This is a genomic window from Rhodoferax sp., assembly GCF_039922535.1.
GTDB lineage: Bacteria > Pseudomonadota > Gammaproteobacteria > Burkholderiales > Burkholderiaceae_C > Rhodoferax_B.
This window is the reverse complement of the sequence record NZ_JBDTEM010000332.1, coordinates 1-5,333: the sequence shown is the minus strand read 5'-3', so window position 1 is coordinate 5,333 and position 5,333 is coordinate 1. Positions and strand designations below refer to the sequence as shown.

The 5,333-nt window shown below is 63.2% G+C and carries 5 protein-coding genes and 1 pseudogene; 5 read left to right on the top strand and 1 reads right to left on the bottom strand.

The annotated features are described in order from the left end of the window. A partial coding sequence (locus ABI213_RS15910) for a DMT family transporter (RefSeq protein WP_348027802.1) occupies nucleotides 1-805 on the bottom strand: 805 nt, incomplete at its 3' end. 231 nt (nucleotides 806-1,036) lie between these two features. On the opposite strand from ABI213_RS15910, the gene ABI213_RS15905 reads away from it, so the two are divergent. From ABI213_RS15905 to ABI213_RS15885, 5 genes and pseudogenes are all read left to right on the top strand, one after another. Continuing rightward, nucleotides 1,037-1,459, top strand: coding sequence for a hotdog fold thioesterase (locus tag ABI213_RS15905; RefSeq protein ID WP_348027800.1), 423 nt, complete (start codon nucleotides 1,037-1,039; stop codon nucleotides 1,457-1,459). Between the two features lie 96 nt (nucleotides 1,460-1,555). After that, nucleotides 1,556-2,266 (top strand): FadR/GntR family transcriptional regulator, encoded by a 711-nt coding sequence (locus ABI213_RS15900; protein WP_348027798.1) that lies wholly within the window; start codon nucleotides 1,556-1,558, stop codon nucleotides 2,264-2,266. 267 nt (nucleotides 2,267-2,533) lie between these two features. Then, nucleotides 2,534-4,051 carry a sugar ABC transporter ATP-binding protein gene (locus ABI213_RS15895; protein WP_348027804.1) on the top strand — a complete coding sequence of 506 codons (1,518 nt, stop codon included), beginning with the start codon at nucleotides 2,534-2,536 and terminating at the stop codon, nucleotides 4,049-4,051. Nucleotides 4,052-4,081: 30 nt separating this feature from the next. After that, nucleotides 4,082-5,065, top strand: a complete 984-nt coding sequence (locus tag ABI213_RS15890; RefSeq protein WP_348027796.1) for an ABC transporter permease — start codon at nucleotides 4,082-4,084, stop codon at nucleotides 5,063-5,065. Between the two features lie 61 nt (nucleotides 5,066-5,126). Beyond that, nucleotides 5,127-5,333: pseudogene (locus ABI213_RS15885) on the top strand (LacI family transcriptional regulator); the annotation flags it as partial.

The window sequence follows — 5,333 nt, the reverse complement described above, 5'->3', positions numbered from 1 at the left end:
CGGTGTGCCACAGCAGGCCGTCCAGCGCCATGCCCCAGGCCAGCGCGGTGTATTCAAACGGTGCCACCACGGCGGCCTGCCCATAGCGAAACGCCTGGGTGATGGCCAGTTGCCCGGCAAAGCCACTGACCGCTATCACCGCCAGCACCGGCGCGTCGCCCGGCAGCACCGCCACCCAGTGCGGCCAGGCCAGCACCCCGGCCCCCAGCGCCAGCCCGCTGGTGCCCCAGAACACCAGGGCGGCGCTGGAATCGGTGCGGCTCAGCACTCGCCCGGTGACCGCCGACACGGCGTAGCACACGGCCGAGCCCAGCACCGCCAGTGCGCCCAGCGACAAAAAGGCCTCCTGGTCGGGCCGCAGCGCCACCACCACGCCGCACAGCCCACCCGCCAGCGCCAGCCAATGGCGCGGCCGCACGCGTTCCTGCAGCACCGGAATCGACAGCACCGTGATCAGCAGCGGGGCGATGAAAAAGATGGTGTACGCCTCGGCCAGCCCCAGCGTGCGCAGCGCCGTCACAAACAGCGACAGCATGGTCACCCCAATCACCATGCGCAGCAGATGCAGCGGCCAGCGCACCTTCCACAGGCTGGGCAGCTCTTTGCGCCACAGCACGTACAAGGCCACCAGCGGCAGCGCCACCAGCCCGCGCATCGACGCCACCTGCAGGGGCGGATAGTGGTGGCTCAGGGTTTTCAGGGCGGCATCCATCACCGAGAAGGAACCCACGGCAACCACCATGGCCAGGATGCCGCGCAGGTTGGCGGCGGAAGCAGAGGAAGATAGAGACGAAGGGGTTGGCAAGCGGGAGACTCCGGGGACACAAAGCGTGGGTTATGCTGAAACGGCGTAACTATGGACCACCCGAAGACGAGTACAACAGTTTCTACACCAGGGACCCGTGGAACCGGCTTAGCCGGGCCACTGGGTTCGCCCCCTGCAAGGGGGTTGGCGGAAACGCGAAGTGGAGAGTCTGGGGGGGCGTAGTTACTAAACGGTCTTCGTTTATACCGTTAACCCATTACTGGACACGCCATGCCTATCTGGAAGAAACCTTTCACCGTCGAAATCTGTACCGCTGGGGCCATCGGCACCGCCATCGCCCACCTGGGCATCGAATTTTTAGAGATAGGCGACGACTTCGTGCGCGCCCGCGTGCCGGTGGACAGCCGCACCTGCCAGCCCTACGGCCTGCTGCACGGCGGGGTCAGCGTGGTGCTGGCCGAAACCCTGGGCTCCATTGCTGCCGTGGCCGCCTCCCCCGAGGGCCACCGTGCTGTGGGCCTGGACATCAACGCCAACCACCTGCGCGGTGCCACCAGCGGCTGGGTCACCGGCACCGCCCGCCCGGTCCACATCGGCCGCACCACCCAGGTCTGGGCCATCGACATGGTGGACGACGCAGGCAACCCGACCTGCGTGTCGCGCATCACCATGGCGATACTGGCGCCGCGCTGAGGCTGCGCACATCAGGCGAATTGGCCTTACCTAACCCCCCTGAGCTTCGTTTGGTCTGGCCAGTCGCTTAAACTGCACGCCAAGCGGAGAATGCACATGCTGGACCAACTCAAACAGGTCGACAACCGTCGGCTGTACCAACAAATAGCCGACCAGATACGCGCATTTATTGACAAGGGCAGTTATACGACGGGCATGCGCTTGCCTCCCGAGCGTGATTTGGCCCAACAGTTGGGCGTGTCCCGCCCCTCGGTACGTGAAGCCCTGATTGCCCTGGAAATAGAAGGCAGCGTGGAAGTACGCATGGGTGCGGGCGTGTACGTATGCAACCAGGCCCAGCGCAAGCCCCAGACCTTGGCCACGATGGGCGAAAGCCCCATAGAACTGATGCGGGCCCGCGCCGCGATTGAGGGCACGGTGATTTTGCTGGCCTGCGCAAAAGCCACCCCGGAGGCCCTGTCCAGCCTGCGCCAAACATTGGACAACATGCTGGCAGCGATGGCCCAGAACCGCTCGCCGCTTGCCTACGACCGCCAGTTCCACCAGACCATTGCGGCCATGACTGGCAACGCCGTGCTGGAACGGCTGGTAGGTGAGCTGTTTGACGAACGCCACAGCCCGATCACCGCACGCCTGAGCGCCCACTCCGAGTCCGGGCAGACCTGGGCCACGGCGCTGCAGGAGCACGAGGCCATCTTGCGCGCACTGGAAAGTCGCGACGTATTGGCAGCCCAGACGGCATTGCGCATGCACTTGCAGGCCTCCGAGCAACGCTGGGTAGAGAACAACCGGCGCGAGTGGTCCTGAGCTAGATACGCGCCTGCTGTATTGCACGTCTGCGCTATTGGTCAGGCCAAGGGTGCCTGCCTACGCCGTTTAACGGCCAAAAATCCCTCTTTCAGTCCAAATAACGGGTAAATACGGATACCTCCGACTTATTTGGTAAGGCCAAATATCCATTATTAGGTCGGGTGGCCTTACCAATTGGCAATTACCACTCCTCCCTGTATTCAATTCAGGAGTTTGCAATTGCTGTCTGTCGCGTCCGCCCCCGTCCCGCTCTCTGCGCACCATGTGGTCGCGGAGCACCCGGTCTTGTTGCGCCTGGACGGCATCACCAAGCGCTTTCCCGGCGTGCTGGCACTGGATGGCGTGAGTTTGGAAGTGCGCGCGGGCGAGGTGCATGCGGTCTGCGGCGAAAACGGGGCCGGCAAGTCCACGTTGATGAAGATCATCAGCGGCCAGTACCAGCCCGATGCGGGTGCTTTGCATTACCGGGGCGCGGTCTGCCAATTCCATACGCCTGCGGAGTCCGAGGCAGCAGGCATTGCCATCATTCACCAGGAACTGAATCTGGTGCCCCATCTGACGGTAGCGGAGAATATTTTCCTGGCACGGGAGCCGCGCAAGGGCTGGCTGATTGACCAGGCCAAGCTGCGCCGCGATGCCCAGCAGTGTCTGGACCGGCTGGGCTTGGCCATTGCGCCGGACAGGCTGGTCAAGACACTGTCGGTGGCCCAGCAGCAAATGGTAGAGATTGCCAAGGCCCTGTCGCTGAACGCCCAAGTGCTGATCATGGACGAGCCTACCTCCTCGCTCACCGAGACGGAAACCGCCCAGCTGTTTGCCATCATCCACGAACTCAAGTGCGCAGGCGTAGGCATTGTCTACATCTCCCACCGGCTGGATGAGCTGGCGCAGATTGTGGACCAGGTAACCGTGCTGCGCGATGGCCGCTATGTGAGCACCGACCGCTTTGCCGACACCAGCGTGGAGCAGATCGTGGCCAAGATGGTGGGACGTTCGTTGGACGATGTGTTTCCCAAGCGGACCTCGGTGCCCACCGTGGACGTATTGCTGCGCGCCACCGGGCTGTGCCGCAAGGGGGTGTTTGACGACGTGGGCTTTGAACTGCGACGCGGGGAAATTCTGGGCTTTGCCGGACTCATGGGAGCCGGCCGTACCGAGGTGGCCCGCGCCATCTTCGGTGCCGATCCGCTGGACGCTGGCGAGGTGCGGCTGGGCGAGCAGTTGCTGGCCATCCGTTCACCCAGGGACGCCGTGCGCCACGGCCTGGCCTACTTGTCGGAAGACCGCAAACACGATGGCCTGGCGCTGAAGATGAATGTGGCGCAGAACATCACGCTGGCCAATATGGAGGCCGTCTCCAACCGCGCCGGCATGATCCGCTTTGACCAGGAACAGGCCGCCGCCGCGCGCTACATCGAGGCCCTGGGCATACGCACGCCCAGCAGCAGCCAGACCGTGCGCCTGCTGTCGGGCGGCAACCAGCAGAAGCTGGTGATCAGCAAATGGCTGTTCCGCGAATCCCGCATTCTGTTCTTCGACGAGCCGACACGCGGCATCGACGTAGGCGCCAAGTACGCCATTTACCAGCTGCTGGACCAACTGGCCGGCCAGGGCATTGGCGTGGTGATGATCAGCTCGGAGCTGCCCGAAATCATGGGCATGACCGACCGCGTGGCCGTGTTCCACGAAGGGCGCCTGGTCACCACACTCACCACCCGCGAGACCAGCCAGGAGGAAGTCATGCACTACGCCTCGGGCCGCAGCATTCCCTCTTCTTCCTGAGCTTCTTTTGAATTTTCCCCGGATAGACCTATGACCGAACAACAAAAAGACCTGCTCCAGAAATTTGCCGCACTGGCCAGCCTGCTGGGCCTGATCGTGATCTTCTCGTTCATCAGCAATGCTTTCTTCAGCGTTGGCAACGGCATGACCGTGGCGCTGCAGGTGACCTCCATCGCCTACCTGGGCATTGGCGCCACCTGCGTGATCATCACCGGCGGCATCGACCTGTCCGTCGGCGCCATACTGGCGCTGGCCGGGGTGGTGGCGGCCATGGCGGTGAAGGCCGGGGCCCCCGTGCCGCTGGGCATGCTGGCCGGCCTGCTGGTGGGTGGTCTGTGTGGCCTCATCAACGGCCTGTGTGTGACTGTGCTGAAACTACCGCCCTTCATTGCCACACTCGGCATGATGCTGGTGGCCCGTGGAGTGGCGCTACAGATTACCGATGCCAAAGCGATTGGCGGCCTGGGCGAGAGCTTCGCAGAGCTGGGCAACGGCTCGCTGTTCCGCTCGGTCAAGATGGGCGCCGACGGCTTTCCTGATGTGGTGTTCATCGGCATTCCCTACCCGGTGTTGCTGATGGTTGCATTGGCGGTAGCCGTGTCGGTGCTGCTCAATCGGGCCACTCTGGGCCGCCATTTGTACGCCGTGGGCTCGAACAGCGAAGCAGCCCGCCTGTCGGGCGTGAACGTCAAGGGCGTCACCCTGTTCGCCTATGTGTTCTCCGGCCTGCTGGCCGGCATGACCGGCTGCGTGCTGATGTCGCGCCTGGTTACGGCCCAGCCCAGCGAAGGCCTGATGTACGAGCTGGACGCAATTGCCGCTGCGGTAATTGGCGGCACCTCGCTGACCGGCGGCGTAGGCACGATTTCCGGCACGGTCATCGGCGCATTTGTCATCGGCATTCTGCGCAACGGTTTGAACATGGGCGGCGTCTCCGCCTTCACCCAACAAATTCTGATTGGCCTGGTCATCCTGCTCACCGTATGGATTGACCAGATGCGCCATCGCAAGTGACCCCTGCCGGTAGGGCCTACCGGGACATCCTAAAACACCTACAACCGAAAAGAGGAATGACATGAAAAAACTGCTGAACACCTTGATTGCGTCCACCCTGGTGGCCGCATCATCCCTGGCGCTGGCCGCCGACAAAGAGATCGCCGTGATCGTGAAAACGACCAACTCCGACTTCTGGCAAAACGTCCAAAAGGGATCCTCTGCAGCCGTTGCCGGTGTCAAGGGCTACACCACCACCTTCCAGGGCGCCGCGTCGGATACCGACCTG

Bases quoted from the DNA above. Each gene is read 5' to 3' on its own strand.
- ABI213_RS15905 (WP_348027800.1), top strand. From the start codon at position 1,037: ATGCCTATCTGGAAGAAACCTTTCACCGTCGAAATCTGTACCGCTGGG.
- ABI213_RS15890 (WP_348027796.1), top strand. From the start codon at position 4,082: ATGACCGAACAACAAAAAGACCTGCTCCAGAAATTTGCCGCACTGGCC.
- ABI213_RS15900 (WP_348027798.1), top strand. From the start codon at position 1,556: ATGCTGGACCAACTCAAACAGGTCGACAACCGTCGGCTGTACCAACAA.